Genomic DNA, 20718 nt, shown 5'->3' on the forward strand with positions numbered 1-20718 from the left:
AACCAATCTCCTATCCGGCGACCCAAGATCAAGGCATCCATGCGCAACACCATCCCGATCTATAAGCTTTACGGCGAACGCGATGCGGTAACCCGCCCCCGCGCACGTGATGGCTATGATCTGGACACTGTCCCGGCATCCGATCCGCAACCGGTCACCGAACCGGAATTCTTTCACCTCGAAAGCATCCCGGAACGATCGCGCCTGCATGACCTGCACATCAAACCGCACCGCCATACCAACCTGTTTCAGCTGCTTTACATTACCCATGGCACGGCCGAGATCAGCTTTGATGATCAACATTTGACCATGCAGGCAGGCCAGCTGATTACGGTCCCACCCGGCACCGTACATGGCTTTAAGTTCAGTGATGATATTGATGGCTGGGTGATTTCACTGACCGATTATCACCTGCAGGAAATCCTTGCCCCCGCGCCAAAACTCCTCGCGCGGCTTGATCAGGCGATCTGCGTTGATACGCGGTCATCCTCTGGCGATGTCAACAGTCCAACCGATTTCCTGATATCGCAACTGGTCACGGAATATTACAGCCACAATACCGGGCGGCTGTTTGCGCTTCGTCATATTCTGGGATTGCTGTTGCTTGGCATCGGGCGCACCGTGCCACAGGATCATTCGGCCCGCCTGTCGCGCCAGGAACAAAAGGCCGAAAAATTCCGCAAGTTTCAGACGCTGGTCGAAACGTTCTATAAGCAACACAAATCGCTTGATTTCTATGCCCGCGAAATTGGCGTCACCACCACCCAGCTTAACCGCATCGCCAAGGACATCTATGGCATGACCGCAAGCGAGGTGGTGCAAAACCGCCTGATGCTGGAAGCCAAGCGGACCCTGATTTATACCGACATCGCCATTCAACAGATCGGAGATAGTCTGGGCTTTCGCGATGCCGGATATTTTTCGCGCTTCTTCACCAAAAAGGCCGGGGTATCCCCGGCCCGCTTTCGCACCGATAATCGATAGGGTCCGAGCCTCAGGAAGCCTGGCCTCGCAACGTATCAAGCGTCAGCCACATGCGGACCTGATCCACCACCCGGCCGGACCGGGTTTTCCAGCCCTTGGCAATGAACTTTTCCTCGCCAAACCCGACCTTGCGATACAGATTAAGCGCGTTGTCATTGCCATCGACAACATTCAGCCACAGCTTTTCATAGTCCGGCGTTTGCGCAATTTTGGCAGCAAGGCTTGATAACGCCGCCTTGCCAAAGCCCTGCCCGCGTTCAAACACGCCAAACTCATCGACCTTGGGCAGGCTTGTTGCCATCTCGGTCATATAGACATAGGCAACCGCCTTCTGATCAACGCGAAACACCCAAAGTGCCGTGTCCTTTGATCCCGCCAGTGCCGCGCTCAGGGCATCATCGGGCACACGCGCAATCGCGTCATAAAACTGCGCATCTTCCATCATCTCGCGAATGCGCAGAAGTTCTTCATCCGTTGGCGTTTGCCAGGTTCCGGTAATCATGGCTGTGGTCCTGATGGGCTGGTGGTGGCGTTACAAGATGGCAGTGGTAAACAGCGAGCTCTGTGCGGTCAAGCATCACGAACCCGCCCACAACATCTCATCTGACGCCGGACAAATTGCCAACAGGCCCCAAAGCCGCTAAAACCAGCCGATATCAACCCGCACCAAAGGCCGCACATGCCAAGCCCAACACCGAATGCGCCGAATGCGCTGCCCGCCCGCCCTGCCCCGCATGGCAAAACCGCCATGGTGATCGGTGCGGGTCCGGCGGGCCTGATGGCGGCCGAACGGCTTGCGGGTGATGGCTACGCGGTCACGATCTATGAAGGCATGCCAAGTGCGGGCCGCAAGTTCCTGATGGCCGGGAAGTCGGGGCTTAACATCACGCACAGCGAAGATCTTGAAACCTTCCTGACCCGCTATGGCACATCACGCGCACGGCTTGAACCGCATTTGCGCAAATTTGGCCCGGATCAAATCCGCGCATGGTGCGCGGGGCTGGGTGTTGAAACCTTTGTCGGCTCCTCTGGCCGGGTGTTCCCGACCGCGATGAAGGCAAGCCCGCTTTTGCGCGCTTGGCTTAGGCGACTTGATGATCTGGGCTGCACCATCCAGTACCGTCATTACTGGACCGGCTGGAACGACGCTGATCAGGCAGTTTTCAAAACGCCCGATGGCGAAGTTACCGCCACCGCCGACATCACTATTTTGGCCCTTGGCGGCGGCAGTTGGAAACGATTGGGATCAGACGGCAAATGGATGGAAATCCTGCTTAACGCCGGGATCAAGTGCAACCCGTTCAAACCGGCCAATTGCGGCTTTGAACTCGACTGGACCGACCATCTGATAGACAAATGCGCAGGCTCCCCGGTCAAGGCTGTAACGCTGACCTGTGGCGACCAAACCGTGCGCGGCGAGTTCGTGATTTCCAAAACCGGCATCGAAGGCAGCGCGGTCTATGCCATCTCGGCAACGCTCCGCGATCAATGGCTTGAAACCGGGGTTGGCACCCTCACACTCGACCTCTGCCCCGACCGCACGCTTGAAGACGTCACAACGCGCCTAAGCAAACCGCGCGGCAAAAATTCGCTGGGCAACCATTTGCGCAAAACACTCGGCCTTGATGCCACCAAAACAGCGCTGATTTTCGAAGTCACCCCGCGCGACACCCTGAACGACCCGGCAGCCCTCGCCACCACCATCAAAAACCTGAAACTCCAAATCAAAAAGCCCCGCCCATTGGACGAGGCCATCAGCACCGCAGGCGGTGTCGCATGGGAAGAACTCGATGACAATTTCCAACTCATCAACCGCCCCGGCACCTATTGCCTTGGCGAGATGGTGGATTGGGAGGCGCCTACAGGTGGGTATTTGTTGAGTGGGTGCCTTATTTAGCGACAAATGCACATGGAATGTCAGTAAACTCGATGTCGAACATGTACGTCGCTTTTGTGGCGCGTAACATTTTTTATCAAGGTTTTTGCTCTTTGCATCAAATGGTCAAAACCAACTATTTTCAACTTCACATTTGAGAGGTTAACCAACCTCAAACTCTCTTTCTGGCTAGCAGACAGACTACTTTCCATACCTATTACAACCAAGCAATCCGGCTCATCGATATTAGGAAAGTGATTATTCATTTCCTGTAAGCGTTGGGTGATAAACCTCTTGTAATCGAGAACCTGTTTTTCTGCTTGAGTAGCGGCTGCCGAAATCTGGCCACTTTGCGTAATAAGCATCTTAGACGGTTTTTCGATCTCAATGACCAAATACGAATCATCCCCTCTCCTTACAACAAAATCGGGCTCCAGAAAGCCGTGGAAATCCGGCTTACTCCATACTTCGATAGCAAGCGGGTCCAAAAAAGTAGGATGATTTTCAAAAAAAGAATGAAAAGCTGGTTCGTTGTCTCGCTCTTCTCTGAGTAAACCTTCGTACTCTGAGATAGCTCTAGCTCCAAACCCCAACCATCGAGCACTCAAGCCATTCATAAACACTTGGAATATAGATGGCTCCATCATACCGACACGGTGCATCAGCGTTCCGAGGGCGAAAATGATATCTTCGTCTTCAAGGTTCAGAATAATTTCAGACAGGCAGTCCTCGCAATATTCGGCAAGGTTACTTGAAACCACCGATTTCTCTAACTTTGCCAAAAGATCTTCGTCGTAGATGAACAGCGTCAGCTTTGATAATTCAACATTCATCGAAATGCCGAGCAGCAAGGAGATCGCAGGACTAATAACCTTTATCCTTGGTGTCTCTAAACAAACTTGACGAATCTGGTCCACTCCCCGCTGCCCCCAAAATAAAAGACATGCCATCGCTGGCGTCACTGCCAAGCTTTCATCCTCTTCTCGAACCAGTGATGTAAGATAACTGAGATTCTCCTCTGTCTGCTCTACCGCGCACTGATTTAATCGTTGCCTAAACTCACTAGCAAAAGTCACTGTCAAACCTCATTCTCAGAAAACGCCGTGAAGCATTAGAAGATTTCTCTGAAACGCCACAAAGTTCTAGGGCGCATCCAACGCTGCGACAGTCATGCTATCTTAAGTAGTCAAAAAAGATACTACATCTCTCGAACGACCAGCCATTTGCATGCATTTCGTGAATGTGGCTTAATACCCACCTCCAAACTAAAAAATCCAATAACGAAAAAAGTGAGGTAAACCATGATGGATGCCAGCGATGGCACAGCCAATTCTGAGGATATTTCTGACAGCGCATCTGATCTGACAAAGATGACGGATGCCGATCCCAAGATGCTTGCCGCCTATTACGATCAATGGGCGGAAAGCTATGATCGGGATTTGCCCAAGATGGGTTATGAGGCGCCGGTCCGGGCAGCTGCGATCATGGTTGAGCAGGATGTTGCGGTTGATGCGCCTATTCTCGATGCCGGATGCGGGACGGGCTTGACCGGGCTTGAGCTTTCCAAGGCAGGCTATCGCGACATCACGGGCATTGATTTATCGCTGGAATCCCTGCAGGCGGCAGAGGCAAAAGGCGTTTACCGCCATCTTAAGGTGCGCGATATGAACAAGCCGCTGGCCTTTGGCGATAACGGCTTTGGCGCGGTTCAGTGCATTGGCACGCTGACCTATGTGCGTGAGATCAAAAAGCTGTTTGCCGAGTTCTGCCGCGTGGTCAAGCCGGGCGGGATCATCAGCTTCACCCAGCGGTGTGATTTATATGTCGGCGATTTTATTCGTGCGCTTGATGCCACGACGCGGGCACGCAAATGGGATCTGGTTTCGCATTCCGATCCGATGCCCTATCTGCCCAATCACGAAGATTTCGGTGCAGAAAAACGCATTTTCTATGACGTCTATCGCGTCCGATAGTCTTCGTCTTTTCAAAGCCCTACCCGACATTTCCATCGACAGACTTTAACGACCGGCCCCTTATTTGCGATCCATTCGCAAAAATATAGTTGACATGATCAACCACTTTCATATAGTTGATATAGTCAACCACTTAAGATTACCCACCGCACAGATCAGACGCCCCAATTTCTGATTGCTGCGACACCACCGGCCCCCATCCAATTTGGATGTCGGCCCATCGCCCCAAACCCGACTTTGTTGTTACGTCGTGCATTCGCCGCATTGTTCTTTGGCCTGTCTGCCCCTTCGCGCACACCATTTGATAAAGAGACCGCCCCATGCCGATCCCTCATATCCAACGTCTCAAGATATCCCCCGAAGTGCATCCCGATGGGTTGCCGGGACCACGGCGCATTTATGCTGCCCTGGCGCTTTTGATCACGATCATGATGGCGGTGCTTGATGGCACGATCATGAATGTCGCCCTGCCCGCCATTGCCCATGATCAGGGCGCAACACCGGCACACGCGATCTGGGTGATCACGGCATATCAGTTGGCCATCGTGGTGGCCCTGTTGCCGTTTGCAGCCCTTGGCGAGGCGATCGGATTTCGCAAGGTTTATCTGAGTGGTGTTGCCCTGTTCGGGGTGGCATCGGCCCTGTGTGCGATGGCCCCGACGATCGAGCTTCTGACCGCAGCGCGTGTGTTGCAGGGCCTTGGGGCTGCTGCGATCATGAGCATCAATGCCGCCATCATGCGCCATGTCTTCCCGCATGCGAAACTCGGCCAGGCGATTGGCTGGATCGCGATGACGGTGTCGGTTTCTGCCGCCGCCGGGCCCAGCATTGCCTCCGCCATCATGGCAGTAGCCAGCTGGCACTGGCTGTTCTTGATCAATCTGCCGATGTCGGTTCTGGCGGTCGTGATTGGCTATTTCAGTCTGCCGTTCAATACGCCAAGCCGAGCACGGTTTGATTTCATCAGTGCGTTTTTGAATGTGCTGACCTTTGGCGGGCTTGTCGCGGCGCTTGGCAATATGGGCATTGAAAGCAACCCGATCCTGATTGGTGCCCAGTTTGCCGTATCGTTTGTTGCGGGTGTCTTTCTGGTGCATCGCCAACTGTCACGCACGCGCCCGATGCTGCCGCTTGATCTGTTGAAAATTCCGGTCTTTGCCTGCTCTATCGGGTCCTCTGTCACCGGTTTTTGTGCGCAGATGATTGCGTTCGTCACCCTGCCGTTCTATTTCCACGATGTGTTGGGACAAAGTGCCACCATGACCGGTCTTTTGATGACGCCATGGCCGGTGGCGACCGCGATCATTGCCCCGATTGCCGGGCGGTTGGCCGACAGGTTTTCGCCGATCCGTCTGACCGGGATTGGCATGGCGGTCTTTGCCATCGGGCTGTATGGCACGACGCTGGCGGCCGAGGCCGGTGGCTTGGTGCCGATCATTGCCGCCCTTGCCCTGTGTGGCACGGGATTTGGTCTGTTTCAGGCGCCCAATAACCGCCTGATGCTGACCAGTGCGCCGCGCGAACGCTCTGGCGGGGCAAGCGGGTTATTGTCGACCGCACGCCTGACCGGGCAGTCGGTTGGTGCGGCCCTTGCCGCCATTCTGATTGGCACCGGTGGGGACTTTGACCTTGCGACCATCATGATCGTCGCCAGTGGCTCGGCCGTTATTTCCGCCATCATTTGCGAAGGACGCCGCCATGCCCTTCGTTCCGGCTTGATTGCCAGCCCGGCTGGCCTGTGAGGAAGAAACAATTGCCATGACCGAAGAAGATCAGGTCCACGTTCCGGGTGAAACCCTGCATCGGTTGGTGCATGCCTATAAACGCAGACTGATGCATGCGATGCAGGCTGCAAGCATGCCAATGCCGATTTCGCACAAGCGGGTGATGAAATGGATTGTCAAAATCCCCGGTATCACCGCCCAGCAAATGGCCGAAAAATCCGGTCAGGACAAAGGCCGGATCACGCGGCTTTTGAAAGAACTTGAAAATGACGGGCTGATTGAACGCCGCCCGCACCCCGAAGATCGACGGAGCCAAACACTGCATTTGACGGCCGCCGGCAGCGCAAAAATGGAAGACTTCCGTGCTGTTGAAAAAGAAGTCAGATCCCGAATGACCAGCGGCCTCACGCCACAACAGATCCATGATTTTGTCGAGATCGCCAATCTGATGTCCGACAATCTGGAAACCCACAAATGCAAGAAACTGGACTTTGCGGGCGACCGCCCCGAGGACCAAGGAGTGAAGAAATGAGTAAACCCTCCCAACGCGATCTGACCGTGATCAGAAAGGGATATGTCACCCCCAATATGCTGCGTGTCACCCTTGGCGGTGACGGCATGAAGGACTTTCCCGACGATCAGGAAAGTGCCTATGTCAAACTGATGTTCCCGATTGAAGGCGACGAAAAAGGCCGCGTTTTGCGCCGGACCTATACCGTGCGCCATGACCGCGTGACCGATCAGGGCCGCGAGATTGATATCGATTTCGTCATGCATGGTGCCGGTAATGATAGCGATGATGATCATGGCGCGGACAATCATGACCATGGCGGCCCGGCCTCGAACTGGGCGGTCAATTGCCAGCCCGGCGATGTGATCACCATCGGGGGTCCCGGCCCGAAAAAGCTTGTTGATCCGACGGCCGACTGGTTTCTGATTGTTGGCGATATGACGGCCCTGCCCGCCGTATCGGTCAATCTGGAAACCCTGCCGGGTGACGCGCGCGGCTATGCCGTGATCGAAGTTCGGTCCGAGGCCGACATGCAGGATTTGAAAAAGCCCGACAACATCACAATCGAATGGGTGATCAATCCGCGTCCGGGTGAACAAAACACCGTGCTGAGTGATGTGGTCAAACGCATCCCCTGGCACGCAGACGGTCGGCTTTCGGTCTGGGCAGCGTGCGAATTTACCTCGATGCGGGAATTGCGCAGCTACTTCCGCGAGGACCGCGGCCTTGGCAAGGATGATCTTTATATCTCAAGCTATTGGAAGCTTGGCATGAATGAAGACACCCACAAGGTCATCAAGTCCGAGGATGCCAAGACGGCGGCCTGATCAGAACACACCACAATCGAACAAACATTTCGGGCCCCTTTACGGGGCCCGTTTGCGTTTGGGTGTTGATGGAGCTGATCAGGCATATTGCGCATGCAGACGCGCCATACGTCGGCGCGCGAAAAAACCGGCATGCTGGGTTGTCTGAACCATTTCCGGGTGCAGCTGCCCGTCCTCGTCACAGACAAACGCCCGGCTGGCACCAATCACGCCCTTTTCCGAGCTATAGACCGCAATGACGATGATTTCGATGCGGCACTTGCCTTCGCCCACCGCTTTATCAGCATGATTACCTGTGTCTTTGTCGCTGGCGCGGGCCTGATGTGTGATCCGCCGCATCAGGTTTTGCAGCGCGCCCAGTTCGATGCATCTTCCGGATTCAAGCGGGCCTTGCACCGTAAGTTCCTCAAGACGGGCGGCGTGGGCCGATTTGCTGCCCTGATCCGTCTGGAAATCCACTTCCGGATCGCTGTCTGTTACCTGCTCACACACCTGATGCGTCTCATCGCCTATGCAGACAAGCACCTTGTCGATATGAATGGCTTCCTGGCTCATATTGCTGATCAGAAAGCGCGCCTTGTCCGAATTGCCAAGCATCTGGTTGATGACGATTTTCGGACGTCTGACACGGCGATAGCTTTGAAACAGCAATTGCGCATAGAAAATCCAGACCATCAATGTTGCGATGCTGACGCCAACCTGAAGCAAGGTCGCGTGTTGTTCAATCCATGAACCCATCGGGTCCCCCTGAAATCAAAATCGACTTGGTGGGCCGAATTCAACTTTGATCCGGCACCATCCACGCAACGTGCCACCAGCGATTTTGTTTCAGGGGGATGCAAAACACCCCGGCCAAAAGACCGGGGTGCCAAAGATGCGTTTTGATGCTGCCGGGTCAGGCAGCGACACTGCCATGCGGGTCGATGACGAATTTTTTCGCCGCCCCGCCGTCAAAGTCGGCATAGCCTTTTGGTGCCTGATCCAGATTGATCATCTGCACATTGACCGCCTTGGCGATGTCGATCTTTTCAAACAGGATCGCCTGCATCAGGTTGCGGTGATACTTCATCACCGGGCACTGACCGGTATGGAAGGAATGGGATTTTGCCCAGCCCAGGCCAAACCGCATGCTAAGTGCGCCCACCTTGGCGGCATCATCGACCGCCCCGGGATCCTCGGTAACGTACAAGCCCGGAATGCCGATCGAACCACCGGCACGGGTCACCTGCATGGCAGAGTTCAGAACGGTTGCCGGGGCTTCGTGATTGTGGTTACAGCCACAGCCATGCGCCTCAAAGCCCACACAATCGACAAAGCAATCCACTTCGCGATCATTCAGGATCGCTTCAAGCTGGTCTTCCATCGGCATGTCTTTTTTAAGATCGATGGTTTCACAGCCAAAGCTGCGTGCCTGTGCAAGGCGATCATCGATCATATCGCCGACAATCACGCAGGCCGCCCCCAGAAGGTGTGCCGATGCAGCCGCCGCAAGACCAACCGGACCGGCGCCGGCGATATAAACCGTGCTGCCCGGACCAACACCCGCCGTAACACAGCCATGGAAGCCGGTCGGGAAGATGTCAGACAGAAGCGTCAGATCGCGGATTTTCTCCATCGCCTGATCGGCATCGGGGAATTTCAAAAGGTTGAAGTCGGCATAAGGCACCATGACATATTCCGCCTGCCCGCCGACCCAGCCGCCCATATCGACATAGCCATAAGCCGCCCCCGGACGCGCCGGGTTTACATTAAGGCAAATGCCCGTCAGGCCGGATTTGCAATTGCGGCAACGCCCGCACGCAATGTTGAACGGCACGGAACACACATCACCGACCTTAAGAAACTCGACATCCCGGCCGGTTTCGACAATCACGCCGGTGATTTCATGACCAAGAACCAGCCCCTCGGGCGCGGTTGTGCGGCCACGCACCATGTGCTGGTCACTGCCACAGATATTGGTGGTGATAACTTTCAGGATGACGCCATGGTGGCATTTGCGATTGCCCAGCGCCAATTCCGGAAACGCGATGTTTTCAATTGCGACTTTTCCCGGACCCTTGAATACAACGCCACGATTTGATGGACTGCTCATATTCTGTTTCCTCTTCCCTGATATCGTTTGTCAGGATTGTTGTTGATGTCCGGGTCCATGCGATCTTGCGCCGCATCCCTGCCCGAACCAAACCCACCGCGCGTTTTTTGATATTCGCAGTGCAACCAAAACGGTAGGCCCGCGTTCCAGCCACTGTCAAACGAACTGGGCTGCGTCCCCTAAACTTCCTCTTGTGCTCAGAAGATTTGCGACGATTGGTTGAAATCGGCCTTCGAATGTTTCCGAAGCCGATCTGTGATCAGCGCGACCATCCGGAAAATGGCGGGATGCCCTGCCCCGCGTCGCGGCAGTGCACAACGTTGCGATGTATCAAAGTAATAGTCGGCCAATCTGGATAGATTAAAAACAACAACGCCCGTCGTGGTCATATGGAGACCGTCCGATGCTTCATCGCCTGATCGCGCTTTATCGTGAAAGTCCCCGCGAAGGACGGCTGTTTGCCGCCATTTCGCTTGGTTTCCTTGCGATCTATTTTATCCCTGCGGGAACGGGGCGGTTTGACAATGCGGTGCTTGAGGCCGTCTATCTGACCAACTGGTATGCCCGCGAACATGTCATCCTGTGTTTGCTTCCGGCCTTTGTGATTGCCGGGGCGATGGCGGTCTATATCAGTCAGGGATCGGTAATGCGCTATCTCGGACCGGATGCATCGCGCCCGGTCGCACTTGGTGTGGCATCCGTCTCGGGCACGTTGCTGGCGGTCTGTTCCTGCACGGTATTGCCGTTGTTTGGCGGGATTTACAAACGCGGTGCCGGGCTTGGTCCGGCGATTGCGTTTCTGTATTCCGGGCCTGCGATCAATATCATGGCGATTGTCGTCACGGCCAAGGTACTGGGCGCTGAAATCGGCCTTGCACGCGGGGTTGGCGCGATTGTCTTTGCCCTTGTCATCGGCCTGATCATGCATCTGATCTATCGTCACGAGGAACATGATCGCGCCCAGAAATCCAAACGCGGCTTTGGCGGCGACGATGATGGCAAACCGCTTTCGATCACCATTGCGTTTTTTGGTCTGATGGTCGGCATTCTGGTCTTTGCCAACTGGGCATCCGTCCCTGGCAGCCCGGTCTGGATGGCGGTTTATGATGTTAAATGGACCACCACCGCACTTCTGGCGGCGGGCTTTGCCGGACTTCTGATCTGGCAGTGGAATTGGCCGGTTAAACAGGTTGCGGGGCTTGCAGCAATCGTCATCCTTGCTGCCGTGATTTTTCCACAATATCCGCAACTGGCCTTTGCCATTGGCGTGATCGGCCTGATGATGATTGCGCTGACGCGCGATCAGGACCGTGAATGGGTCGATCAAAGCTGGGATTTCACCAAACAGATTTTGCCGCTTCTGGTGATGGGGGTGTTCATTGCGGGTCTGTTGCTGGGCCGACCGGGCCATGAAGGCCTGATCCCGAATGAGTGGGTGCAGGCCGCTGTTGGCGATAATTCCCTGACTTCGACCGCACTGGCATCGGTTCTGGGCGCGTTCATGTATTTTTCGACCTTAACGGAAATCCCGATTGTCGAAGCCCTGATGGGTGCAGGCATGGGCAAGGGTCCGGCTTTGGCGTTGCTTTTGGCCGGGCCTGCTTTGTCGCTTCCCAACATGCTGGTTATTCGCACCGTGATTGGCACGCAGAAAACGCTGGTTTACTGCGCGCTGGTCGTCGTCATGGCGACGATTTCGGGCTTTGTTTACGGCAATATTCAATCATTCTGATCACAGGAGATCAAAGATGAAACTCAGCATTTATGGCAGTGGTTGCGCAAAGTGCCAGGCGCTTGCGAAAAACGCCGAAGCGGCCGCACAGGCGCTTGATCTTGATTACGAGATCGAAAAGGTCACCGACACCAACAAGATCATTGATGCCGGCATCATGCGCACCCCGGCCCTGATGGCCGATGACGATATCCTGGTCGAAGGCAAGGTCGCCACCCCGGACGAAATTCGCCAGATGCTGTCATAGCAAACGCAAAACGCCCCGGCCAAAACTGGCGACGGGGCGTTTTAAATTCGATCAGTCAGATCAAGTCAGATCAGAGATCAGGGTGCCGGCGGCAGATCTTCTTCAAGGATGACAAGGTTCAGCGAGTAGCTGACTTCGCCTTCATCCTCGTCACGATGGACAACACCGACGAACTCGTCGCCAACACGCATTTCAATCGGATGGCCTTTTTTTTTGGGCGCATCAATGGCGATTTTCGGGTTATCAAACGTGCGACGCAGATAATCTTCGACGCGTGCGATCTCTGTCGGTGTCATAGGACTTGCCCCTTGTTCTTTCCAACGGCTTTTGTCTTCAAGACTACAGGATATCTCATACGCACTTTGGCGTCTGCCCTCTATCCTAAAGTCTTTTGTTAAATCTGGTGCACTGTCCTTTCACAAACCGGACAGTAAAATCAAGCCCATCGGGCCAAAAAAGTCGTAAAACCGGCCATTTTTTGCAGCATACGCGTCAAGGAGCCGGATGTTTGCGCATTCCGGTTGTCACGCGATTGTCTATTGCATTGCCCGCGGGCTCCGTTTAAGCCAAACATATGACCGAAATCGAAGTTATGCCCAAGGCCGACACCGATGCCGACACCGGCACCGCAGCTGCCAGAACCGAGACCGCCGACCTTCCCCCTGCGAAGGCCATAGCAGACGCTGCTGCGCAATCCCGGCCCATCCTTTACAGTTTCCGTCGCTGCCCCTATGCCATGCGGGCACGTATTGCGTTGCTGGCCGCCGAAATTGATGTCGAACTGCGTGAAGTTGTCCTGCGCGACAAACCGCAAAGCATGATCGATGTATCGCCCAAGGCAACCGTCCCGGTTCTGGTCCTGCCCGATGGCACAGTGGTCGATGAAAGCCTTGAAATCATGGTCTGGGCGCTTGCGGAAAATGATCCGCTTGAATGGCTGACACCCGAAAGCGGCACGCTTGACGACATGCTGGCCCTGATTTCGCAAAATGATGGCCCGTTCAAGCATCACCTTGATCGTTACAAATATCCCAACCGCTATGAAGACGTAGACCCGCTCGAACATCGCCGGGATGCGGAAAAGATCCTTAACCGCCTTGATGGCCGGTTGGCGGTTGGCAAATATCTGTTTGGGTCCCGCCCGGCCTTGGCCGATTTCGCCATCGCCCCCTTCATCCGCCAGTTTGCCAATACCGACAAAGAGGCGTTTGACGCCATGCCGTTCGTTCATGTGCAGCGCTGGCTTGATGATTTCCTGGCCTCCCAGCTTTTTGAACGCGCCATGACCAAATATGACCAATGGCACGAAGGCGACACGCCGGTGATTTTCAAGGCGGCTTAAACGCCGCGCAAAGCGTCAAAACACTTCTGCGTTTAATGACATCAAACGGCTTCGCGGGCTGCGCGATTTCCGGTGCGCGGAGCTACGGGATTATACTTCTGTTACCATTCACAGGCTGGTCATCGTGACCGGCTTGTGCTAGCAAGCGAAGCATCACACCATAACGCTTCAGGACCGGAATTTATGGCCGATTATGATGTCAAGCCGCTGATAACGGCGGACGAGATTGCCACCAAGATCGATGCGCTTGCCGCCGAGATCAATGAAAGCTTCAAGGATACCGAAAAGCTGATAGTTGTCGGCCTGCTGCGCGGCTCCTTTGTTTTCATCGCCGATCTGGTACGCAAACTGACCGTACCGGTCGAAGTCGACTTCATGGTCGCATCAAGCTATGGCGATTCCACGGAAAGTTCGCGCAATGTGCGCATCGTCAAGGACCTTGATGGTCAGATCCGAGGCAAGGATGTCGTGCTGGTCGAAGACATCATTGATACCGGCTACACCCTCTCGGAAGTGGTTCGGCTTCTCAAAACCCGCGATCCGAACCGTCTGGAAATCTGCACGCTTTTGAACAAGCCGTCGCGCCGCGAAGTTGAAATCCCGATTGATTTCTGCGGCTTTGATATCCCTGACGAATTTGTGGTCGGGTATGGCATCGATTATGCCCAGAACAACCGCAACCTGCCCTTTATCGGCACGGTCCATTTCCACGGCGAATAAGCCGGGCGAAAACAGCATTAAAAAAGGCGGGCAGCTTGATCAGCTATCACGCCTTTTTTGTATTCAGATCGTCGTGCGTCTCTTGGGTTTCCATGTGTCCCTTCGGGGGATCGAAAATACCAAGAGCAGCAAGGTCGGTGACCATTTTATCAAACCCGGATTGCATACGCGGTTTGTTGCCCTGGCCAGTGGCATAGCCGGTCATGGCCGAATGCACCAAAAGATCAAACAGCATGTCGTCTTCTGTTTTTTGCCGGCGCGCAGCATCGTCATGCACGGCTGCGGGATCAACCGCATCGCCGGGATCACGCTGTAACATGATGGCAAGGGCCACCAGCCCCAGTGTCACCAGCGTGCCGCCAATCGCCATGGCAGCCGCAATCGCACCAAAGGATGCGGCAATCGCCATATAGATGGCCGCCAGCAAGAAGCCTGCCCCGATCAACATCACAATTGCGATCGCGGCAAAAGCCGCGCCCTTTCGGACCGCGGCCTTTGCCTGATCGACAAGTATGTCGGTCAGCTGATCAATCATTTCTGCAGCAGACGTCCGATAAGCAGGCCGACACCAAAGGTCACGGCTACAGATGCCAGCGGGTTCTCGCGAACCTGATCCACAGCCACACCGCGTGCATGATCAAACTGATCGCGCGCCTGACCGGTCACTTCACGAATGCGCTCCGCAGCCGCCTGCGTTCTGGTCTCTGCCGCCTGGCCACCCATCGTCTTCAGGGTTTTGGTGATTTCGGCCAGATCGCTGCGCAGGGCATCGACATCCGCCTGCAATTTTGCATTATCAGCAGTCGTCTCGGTCTTGGTCGCCATGGTTTTCTCCTATTGTCTTGAAAACAGCAACACACAGGAAACGTGCGGACATGGCATAAGGTTCCCCAACCAATTGTGATGATTTCGGGGCATAACGGTTTGACCATAAATAAAAACCGGCAAGCGATGCCAAAAAGAAACGGTCCGCGTGGGTTGCGGACCGTTTCATGACCTGTCGGACTTCTGGGCGGAAATGGAGAGCGGGACTTCTCCGTCGGGGGTGGGTATCCCCGTTACGTCGATCAGTAAGGCAAACCGACGTAATTTTCCGACAGGGTTTTCAGACCTGCTTTTGACGACAGGATATATTCAAGCTCTGCATTGCGAATGCGACCATCAAATTCATTCTGGTCATCAAAGGTATGCAACATGGAGGTCATCCACCACGAGAACCGCTCTGCCTTCCAGACACGGGCCAGTGCCGTATCGGAATAGCTTGCCAGCAGATCTTCGCGGTTGGATTTGTATTTTGCGATCAATGCTTCGGACAGGTAGTGAACGTCACTCGCCGCAAGGTTAAGGCCCTTGGCACCGGTCGGCGGCACGATATGGGCCGCATCACCGGCAAGGAACAGACGGCCATGTTGCATCGGCTCCGCCACAAAACTGCGCAGCGGCGCGATGCTTTTTTCGAACACTTCGCCTTCATTGACCAGCTCGGCATCCTCTTCACCAAGACGGGTGCGAAGCTCGTTCCAGAACCGATCATCTGACCAGTCTTCGATCTTGTCCGTAATCGGCACCTGGACATAGTGACGCACAACCTTGTCCGAGCGCATCGAACACAAAGCAAAGCCGCGGTCATGTTTGGCGTAAATCAGTTCTTCGGCAACCGGCTTTGCATGGGCCAAAACGCCCAGCCAACCGAACGGATAGACCTTTTCGAACTCCTTGACGCCCGGCAGGGTCTTGCGACCGACGCCGTGGAAACCGTCACAGGCCGCGATATAGTCGCATGTCAGTTCAAGCGCGTTGCCATCTTTGACATATCGAACACTTGGCGTGTCGCCATTGATATCATGCAGGCTGACATCTTCGGCTTCAAAAATGATTTCGCCACCGTGATCAAGGCGCGCCTGAATCAGGTCCTTGGTGACCTCTGTCTGGCCATACACCATGACGGTCGAACCACCGGTGAGTTCTTCGATATTCACATGGGTGCGCTTGCCATTGACACTAATATAGATGCCGCCATGGATGATGCCTTCCTTGTTCATGCGGGCATCAACGCCCACACGCTTCATCAGATCGACCGTTCCCATTTCAAGAACGCCTGCACGAATGCGACCTTCGACATAGTCGCGGCTTTTGCGTTCCAGAATAATGGACTCAATCCCCTGCACATGCAGCAGATGTGACAGCAGCAGACCAGCCGGGCCCGAACCAACGATAACGACAGGGACATGCATGACGATTTCCTCACAAGATCACGGTTTTTGGTTCTGTTTTTGAATTGGAACAAGAACCGTTCCATTGCGGAAAGAATACGCTTGTTACTGTAAGGACAGAATGGACAAACCGGGATAATGATTGGACAAATCGAACATGTATTGGGTTTTGGTTATACCTTGTGCGTGATCTGGTTCTAACCGTCAGACGGACGACCTGCCGCCAAAGGCCGATCCATGTCTTCAAACAAGCGTAATAGTGCCGGAAAATTCATCGCATTTGTCGTCGTGATGAAAAATTCATCCTGTGAACTGTCGATCCTTTGTCAGCACTATGCTAAGTTGTTTCTTTCGGCCCTGCACAATGGCCAAAAATCCCTTAAAACCGCGACAGAACGGGAAGATGCCTCAAAGCCGCGCCATCGCCATTTTCACAGATCTTGACGGCACATTGCTTGATCATGACACCTATAGCTGGACGGATGCCCGCCCCGCACTGGATCGGCTGAAGCAGCTTTCCATCCCCCTGATCGCGGTATCTTCAAAAACACTCGCCGAACTGGAACATATCAATCAGACATCCGGTCTGTTTGATGGATTGATCGGCGAGAACGGCGGCGTTATCGCGCTGAATGGCAATGTCGAACAATATGGCCCGGCCAGCGAAACTGTTGATCGCACCCGCGAAGAAATCAAGTCGGCCGTCACGGTCCCGGTCGAAAGCTTTCGCACCGTAAGCCCGGAAATCATCGCAACAGAAACCGGCTTGCCGCTTGAAGACGCCATTCGCGCCGGGCAGCGTCATTGCTCAGACCCGCTGATCTGGCAGCCCGCCGCCAAGGACATCGCACTTGCCCGCAAGATCGCCGAAAAGCATGATTTGACGCTGGTGAAAGGTGGACGGTTCCACACCTTGTGCGGCCCCTCAAGCAAGGGACAAGCCATGCGGCGCATGGTTGAACGCCTCAGCGTCACCTGGCTTGAAGATGCGCCTGGAAACAAACGTCAGCAACGCTTTACGACGATTGCGCTGGGAGATTCCCCGAACGATATCCCCATGCTGGCCGAGGCAGATTATGCCGTTCAAATCCCATCAAAGCATGGCAAACGCAGTATGCCGTTGCTCGACCATCCCAACCTGCGCGTTGCCCCCAAACCGGGACCGGCGGGATGGAACGAAGCGGTTAACGAAATTCTGGATCAGATAATCAATACCAATAAAAACAGCGAGGTACTTCATGGCTGATTTCCATCAGGGTGGCCCGATCACAACCCTTCATCGCATTCTTGACCGAAACCCGGAAGAACTCGCCTATGAAATGAACGCCTTTGCCCGCCAACGGCGTCAGACCCTTATTCTGCCCTGCCTGTATTCCGAATTGGAAACACCGGCGATGACAACAATTGTCGAAGGGCTGAAACAGGCAACCTATATCGACCAGATCGTTGTCGGGCTTGATCGCGCCGATGCGCAGCAATACCTGCATGCGCGTGAGTTCTTCAAGGATCTGCCGCAACATGTCCGCATTCTGTGGAATGACGGGCCGCGCTTGCGCAGCGTTCACGATCGTCTCGATGAAAACAATCTGGCCCGCTATGAACCGGGCAAGGGTCGCAACGTCTGGTATTGCCTTGGCTATACGCTGGCATCCGGGCGCAGTTCCGTTATCGGCATCCATGATTGTGATATTGCGACCTATACGCCCGATCTGCCCGCCAAGCTGATGTATCCGATTGCCAACCCGGCCTTCAACTTTGCCTTTGCCAAGGGCTATTACGCGCGTGTTGCCAATGGCACGCTAAAAGGGCGCGTTTGCCGCCTGTTTGTCACACCGTTGATCCGTGCGCTTAAGCAGGTTGTCGGCAAGACCGATTTCCTCAACTATCTTGATTGCTTCCGCTATGCGCTGTCGGGCGAAATGGCGATCAGAACCGATGTGGCCTATGGCCTTCGTGTGGCATCCGACTGGGGTCTTGAAGTTTCGATGCTCTCGGAGATGTATCGCAATCACACGGTCCATCGTCTCGCCCAGGTCGATATCGCCGATATCTATGACCACAAGCACCGTGAGTTTGATCCGGCGCAAAAGGATGACGGGCTGTCACGCATGGCAAGTGACATCGCCAAATCCCTGTTCCGTAAACTGGCGACCCAGGGCACGGTCTTTACCCCGGAAACCTTCAGAACACTCAAGGCAACCTATTACCGGGCTGCCCTGGACCTGATTGAACAATACCGCGCCGATGCGCTGTTTAACGGGCTCAAGATCAATCGTGACGAGGAAGAAAACTGTGTCGAAGTCCTGTCCGAAGTGATCATCAGTGCCGGTCAGCACTATCTTGAAAACCCGTTGGAAAGCCCGTTCATCCCAAGCTGGCAGCGTGTCGAAAGTGCCATGGGCGACATCTTCGAACAGCTTTCAGCTGCGGTCGAAGATGACCTCAACGACATGGATATTGGCAAGGCATAGCGCGCGCAATTGATCGTGCCTAATCATCGACCGGAAAAATCGCAAGGAAGATCTGTATAATATCTTCCTTGCCCGGTTTTTGCAGCAGAACCGGCAAAAGCAACCGTATGCCGCTTTGCCATTCCCTTTGAAAAATTCGCAAATGATGGATCTGTGGTCGGAGCGTAGTTCGTACAGCGGTCATCGCCGCATGCAGTCCGCTTGAAAAGCGGCAATCGACTTCGCGGGCAAACGCACCGCGCCAGTTTTCACCGGTCAGTGCGATAATGTTTTCGCCTTCAAGCCGTATCTGAAAGTCATCCTTTTCCGGGACATATTCATAGATAGAAATATCGTCGATCCAAGGGATTAGGTTATCAGGCTGGAAATCTGATCGTGTGGGAAGATTGCCCTCTGACGCATGCGCGTTCCAGAAATCCAGAAGAGCCTGCGCAGCAGGCGGCGCATCGTCATCGAGATATGTTAACGGGATTTCCCTATCCCGTTCACCACCAAGCTTTGCCATAACATTCCCAGTCACACTGCCATCGCATGCATGCATCGAGACATGCATTGGACCCATCGCCCCTTTCCTTATCCACGTGGGGCGTGACACCATGCGAAACAAGCGCGGCGTTAATCCGGCTCGCTTTGCCCGCGATAGAGAAAATGGGTGACAAAGACCTGCTTGATCACCTTGCCTGCCCGGTCGGTGGTCTGGACCGGCAACATTATGCGCAGCCATTCCTCCCAGACCATGCGTTCATGGCCGACACGATGAAAGGCGGGCTTTCCGGTATCAATCACTTCCAGAAGCGTTGGATACACAGTGGTGCCGAAATCAAGATCAATCTGGCGCGGCGAGCACCCCTGATAACATTCGCCACTGGCAGCAATGATATTGGGTGCATCAATGCGGATCACGAAGTCGCGTTTTTCGGGAAGGAATTCATAGATGCAGATGTCATCGATCCATTGCGACAAAACATCTGCATTGAAACGCTTACGATCGGGAACTTCCCCGTTGCGGGCCGCATTCCACCATATTTCCACATATGCCCGAACGCGGTAATCCGTATCATCGGGCAAGTGCGGAATCCGAACTTCCAGCGCATAAGCCATTGCGCTTCATGCCCCCTCGATCTTCCATCTTTGGCGTCACGCATACAGGAAACAAATAACCGTGCGCAACCGCATTTCAGCCTACCAAATACACGTTATAGTTTAATGATTTTAAGTAGTACGATAGAGCACGGAATAACCGCAATTTGAAAAGTCCACGCACCACAAATAAAAACGATGCCGAATGATGGCTTCTAGCCCAGAAACACCGATGCCGCGGGTTGCACGAATGTCTGCTATTTTTGGATAAAGCTCATCTCGTGTTTACTCTGATGATGATCTTTTCGACGGTTGTTGAACACACTGATGGGAGCCCTACGGTAGGGAGCAGAGAAAGGAGGATGAAGTGATTGGCTACACAATGGTCGGTACAAATGATCTCAATCGGGCCAAGGCTTTCTACGATCCGCTTTTCGAGATGATGGGGCTATCGCCTTGTTACGAGGATGAGCAAGTCGTGTCGTGGGGCGACCGGCATGATGAGACTGTACCCCGATTTTTCTCCTGCCATCCGTATGACGGCAATCCCGCCAGCGTTGGAAATGGCGCGATGACTACGTTTCGAGTGCCAACAGCAACCTCGGTCGACGCGTTGTACGAAATAGCGATAGCAGGCGGCGGGCGAGACGAAGGCCGCCCTGGCTTTCGCCCGGAACGATATGGCGACAAGTTCTATGTTGCGTACGTGCGCGATCCAGATGGAAACAAGCTGGCGTTCGCATGCTATGATGGAAGGTCAACCCCTTAGATTTGTCTGAGAGTGCCAAAACGCCGTTTGAGGTAGAAAAAAAAGGGGGCAGATTTATTTTTCGGTCGTATTTTTCAGTCGCCATTCTAAGAAGCACCACAAGAGGCACGAAAAACCGCCAGATTTTCGCCACTTGGCGCCGCCCTCTCCGCTATTT

23 protein-coding genes are annotated in these 20718 nt (G+C 54.4%); 13 read left to right on the top strand and 10 right to left on the bottom strand.

The annotated features are described in order from the left end of the window. Positions 1 to 39: 39 nt before the first annotated feature. Positions 40 to 984 (top strand): helix-turn-helix domain-containing protein, encoded by a 945-nt coding sequence (locus tag WBY09_RS12260; RefSeq protein WP_336232831.1) that lies wholly within the window; start codon positions 40 to 42, stop codon positions 982 to 984. A gap of 10 nt (positions 985 to 994) precedes the next feature. Here WBY09_RS12260 and WBY09_RS12265 read toward each other — a convergent pair whose 3' ends face one another. Continuing rightward, positions 995 to 1486 carry a GNAT family N-acetyltransferase gene (locus WBY09_RS12265; protein ID WP_336232832.1) on the bottom strand — a complete coding sequence of 164 codons (492 nt, stop codon included), beginning with the start codon at positions 1484 to 1486 and terminating at the stop codon, positions 995 to 997. A 177-nt stretch (positions 1487 to 1663) separates the two neighbouring features. Here WBY09_RS12265 and WBY09_RS12270 point away from each other — a divergent pair, with 177 nt between their 5' ends. Continuing rightward, positions 1664 to 2881 (top strand): TIGR03862 family flavoprotein, encoded by a 1218-nt coding sequence (locus WBY09_RS12270; RefSeq protein WP_336232833.1) that lies wholly within the window; start codon positions 1664 to 1666, stop codon positions 2879 to 2881. A gap of 20 nt (positions 2882 to 2901) precedes the next feature. Here the strand turns inward: WBY09_RS12270 and WBY09_RS12275 are convergent, their stop codons facing one another. Continuing rightward, positions 2902 to 3822, bottom strand: coding sequence for a Shedu anti-phage system protein SduA domain-containing protein (locus WBY09_RS12275; RefSeq protein ID WP_336233063.1), 921 nt, complete (start codon positions 3820 to 3822; stop codon positions 2902 to 2904). 339 nt (positions 3823 to 4161) lie between these two features. Here WBY09_RS12275 and WBY09_RS12280 point away from each other — a divergent pair, with 339 nt between their 5' ends. The 4 genes from WBY09_RS12280 to WBY09_RS12295 all read left to right on the top strand — a co-directional run bounded on the left by WBY09_RS12280 (position 4162) and on the right by WBY09_RS12295 (position 7895). Then, positions 4162 to 4833: a class I SAM-dependent DNA methyltransferase gene (locus WBY09_RS12280; RefSeq protein ID WP_336232834.1), complete on the top strand. Its 672-nt coding sequence runs from the start codon at positions 4162 to 4164 to the stop codon at positions 4831 to 4833. Positions 4834 to 5153: 320 nt separating this feature from the next. Next, entirely contained in the window at positions 5154 to 6575 is a 1422-nt protein-coding gene (locus WBY09_RS12285) for an MFS transporter (RefSeq protein WP_336232835.1), read from the top strand. Positions 6576 to 6591: 16 nt separating this feature from the next. After that, positions 6592 to 7089 carry a MarR family winged helix-turn-helix transcriptional regulator gene (locus WBY09_RS12290; protein ID WP_336232836.1) on the top strand — a complete coding sequence of 166 codons (498 nt, stop codon included), beginning with the start codon at positions 6592 to 6594 and terminating at the stop codon, positions 7087 to 7089. Then, positions 7086 to 7895: a siderophore-interacting protein gene (locus WBY09_RS12295; RefSeq protein ID WP_336232837.1), complete on the top strand. Its 810-nt coding sequence runs from the start codon at positions 7086 to 7088 to the stop codon at positions 7893 to 7895. Before WBY09_RS12290 ends, WBY09_RS12295 begins: the two co-directional genes overlap by 4 nt. Before the next feature lie 78 nt (positions 7896 to 7973). Here WBY09_RS12295 and WBY09_RS12300 read toward each other — a convergent pair whose 3' ends face one another. Together WBY09_RS12300 and fdhA are read right to left on the bottom strand one after the other, a co-directional pair. After that, positions 7974 to 8633 carry a hypothetical protein gene (locus WBY09_RS12300; RefSeq protein ID WP_336232838.1) on the bottom strand — a complete coding sequence of 220 codons (660 nt, stop codon included), beginning with the start codon at positions 8631 to 8633 and terminating at the stop codon, positions 7974 to 7976. Positions 8634 to 8790: 157 nt separating this feature from the next. Next, positions 8791 to 9987, bottom strand: coding sequence for a formaldehyde dehydrogenase, glutathione-independent (gene fdhA / locus WBY09_RS12305; protein ID WP_008891913.1), 1197 nt, complete (start codon positions 9985 to 9987; stop codon positions 8791 to 8793). Between the two features lie 403 nt (positions 9988 to 10390). Here fdhA and WBY09_RS12310 point away from each other — a divergent pair, with 403 nt between their 5' ends. Then, entirely contained in the window at positions 10391 to 11719 is a 1329-nt protein-coding gene (locus WBY09_RS12310; protein ID WP_336232839.1) for a permease, read from the top strand. 16 nt (positions 11720 to 11735) lie between these two features. Further along, positions 11736 to 11966 (top strand): thioredoxin family protein, encoded by a 231-nt coding sequence (locus WBY09_RS12315; protein ID WP_008891915.1) that lies wholly within the window; start codon positions 11736 to 11738, stop codon positions 11964 to 11966. Positions 11967 to 12043: 77 nt separating this feature from the next. Here WBY09_RS12315 and WBY09_RS12320 read toward each other — a convergent pair whose 3' ends face one another. Then, complete coding sequence (locus tag WBY09_RS12320) at positions 12044 to 12262, bottom strand: DUF3126 family protein (RefSeq protein ID WP_008891916.1); 219 nt, start codon at positions 12260 to 12262, stop codon at positions 12044 to 12046. Between the two features lie 278 nt (positions 12263 to 12540). On the opposite strand from WBY09_RS12320, the gene WBY09_RS12325 reads away from it, so the two are divergent. Both WBY09_RS12325 and hpt read left to right on the top strand, forming a co-directional pair. Continuing rightward, positions 12541 to 13308 (top strand): glutathione S-transferase, encoded by a 768-nt coding sequence (locus tag WBY09_RS12325; RefSeq protein ID WP_336232840.1) that lies wholly within the window; start codon positions 12541 to 12543, stop codon positions 13306 to 13308. A gap of 183 nt (positions 13309 to 13491) precedes the next feature. Then, the gene (gene hpt, locus WBY09_RS12330) at positions 13492 to 14028 is read left to right on the top strand and encodes a hypoxanthine phosphoribosyltransferase (protein WP_008891923.1); all 537 of its coding nucleotides are present in this window, start codon (positions 13492 to 13494) and stop codon (positions 14026 to 14028) included. A gap of 46 nt (positions 14029 to 14074) precedes the next feature. Here the strand turns inward: hpt and WBY09_RS12335 are convergent, their stop codons facing one another. The 3 genes from WBY09_RS12335 to pobA all read right to left on the bottom strand — a co-directional run bounded on the left by WBY09_RS12335 (position 14075) and on the right by pobA (position 16262). Further along, the gene (locus tag WBY09_RS12335) at positions 14075 to 14563 is read right to left on the bottom strand and encodes a hypothetical protein (RefSeq protein ID WP_336232841.1); all 489 of its coding nucleotides are present in this window, start codon (positions 14561 to 14563) and stop codon (positions 14075 to 14077) included. Then, positions 14560 to 14853 (bottom strand): DUF883 family protein, encoded by a 294-nt coding sequence (locus tag WBY09_RS12340; RefSeq protein WP_286791156.1) that lies wholly within the window; start codon positions 14851 to 14853, stop codon positions 14560 to 14562. Before WBY09_RS12340 ends, WBY09_RS12335 begins: the two co-directional genes overlap by 4 nt. 242 nt (positions 14854 to 15095) lie before the next feature. Next, positions 15096 to 16262 carry a 4-hydroxybenzoate 3-monooxygenase gene (gene pobA, locus WBY09_RS12345; protein WP_336232842.1) on the bottom strand — a complete coding sequence of 389 codons (1167 nt, stop codon included), beginning with the start codon at positions 16260 to 16262 and terminating at the stop codon, positions 15096 to 15098. Positions 16263 to 16644: 382 nt separating this feature from the next. Here pobA and WBY09_RS12350 point away from each other — a divergent pair, with 382 nt between their 5' ends. Both WBY09_RS12350 and WBY09_RS12355 read left to right on the top strand, forming a co-directional pair. After that, positions 16645 to 17487, top strand: coding sequence for an HAD-IIB family hydrolase (locus WBY09_RS12350; RefSeq protein ID WP_336232843.1), 843 nt, complete (start codon positions 16645 to 16647; stop codon positions 17485 to 17487). Continuing rightward, positions 17480 to 18712: a hypothetical protein gene (locus WBY09_RS12355; RefSeq protein WP_063086879.1), complete on the top strand. Its 1233-nt coding sequence runs from the start codon at positions 17480 to 17482 to the stop codon at positions 18710 to 18712. The genes WBY09_RS12350 and WBY09_RS12355 overlap by 8 nt, the downstream gene beginning before the upstream one ends. Before the next feature lie 19 nt (positions 18713 to 18731). Here the strand turns inward: WBY09_RS12355 and WBY09_RS12360 are convergent, their stop codons facing one another. Both WBY09_RS12360 and WBY09_RS12365 read right to left on the bottom strand, forming a co-directional pair. Further along, positions 18732 to 19274: a PAS domain-containing protein gene (locus WBY09_RS12360; protein WP_287446942.1), complete on the bottom strand. Its 543-nt coding sequence runs from the start codon at positions 19272 to 19274 to the stop codon at positions 18732 to 18734. 53 nt (positions 19275 to 19327) lie between these two features. Next, entirely contained in the window at positions 19328 to 19813 is a 486-nt protein-coding gene (locus WBY09_RS12365; protein ID WP_286791153.1) for a hypothetical protein, read from the bottom strand. 346 nt (positions 19814 to 20159) lie between these two features. Here WBY09_RS12365 and WBY09_RS12370 point away from each other — a divergent pair, with 346 nt between their 5' ends. Continuing rightward, entirely contained in the window at positions 20160 to 20561 is a 402-nt protein-coding gene (locus tag WBY09_RS12370; protein ID WP_064782072.1) for a VOC family protein, read from the top strand. The last annotated feature ends 157 nt before the right edge of the window (positions 20562 to 20718 follow it).

Source organism: Thalassospira sp. CH_XMU1458, assembly GCF_037027205.1.
Taxonomy (GTDB): Bacteria; Pseudomonadota; Alphaproteobacteria; order Rhodospirillales; family Thalassospiraceae; genus Thalassospira; species Thalassospira tepidiphila.